Raw genomic sequence first — 587 nt, 5'->3', positions numbered from 1 at the left:
CCACGGCGAAGGCCTCGGGCAGCAGGGAGTCGAGCGTGGCGCCCGCCGCGATCCGTGCACGGAATTCGGCGGTCTTGGCCGAGAGCGCCGCGTCGTCCAGCGCCTGGACCTGGGGCTCCAGCGCATTGATCTCGGGCACGCGGCGCTGGAACGCCTTGAGCGAGCGATCGTTGGCGGTTCCAAACAGGGCACGGGCAAGACTGGCGAACATGTAGACCTTCCGGAATGGCGCGGCCCCGCACCCGGCCGAACCCCGGGCGGGCAGGAACTGTAAGGAATGGCATTCTCGCGCGGCATCTGAGATAGGACCCGCGCCGCCACGGGTCAACCGAACTCGGGCGAAGTCGGAGCACGGCCGGGGCAAAGCCGGCGCAGTCGGCGCGATGGCGCCGAGGCAGCCTTGCAGGACCAGGCGGGCTCGGCCATGATGCGCCGCGCGTCTTATTTCCTATTCTGTTAGGGTTTTTCCATATGCGGCTTTCCAGCCCGGCGGCTTCCATTCTGGCGGCGGCCCTGCTTGTCCCTGCGTTCTCCATCCCTCATGCGGTGGCAGCGGCCCCCGCCGCGGCCAAGCCGCCGGCCGCGGC

The 587-nt window shown here is 69.5% G+C and carries 1 protein-coding gene; it reads right to left on the bottom strand.

Annotated features, from left to right (window positions below):
• Window positions 1–211: hypothetical protein (locus tag HUK84_RS22115; RefSeq protein WP_176642031.1), on the bottom strand; the 211-nt coding region annotated here is incomplete at its 3' end.
• Between the last annotated feature and the right edge of the window lie 376 nt (window positions 212–587).

Origin of the sequence: Nguyenibacter vanlangensis (genome assembly GCF_013376155.1) — a bacterium.
Lineage (GTDB): Bacteria > Pseudomonadota > Alphaproteobacteria > Acetobacterales > Acetobacteraceae > Gluconacetobacter > Gluconacetobacter vanlangensis.
Note: the sequence above shows the minus strand (reverse complement) of the source record. Positions and strands in the feature narration are given on the sequence as shown.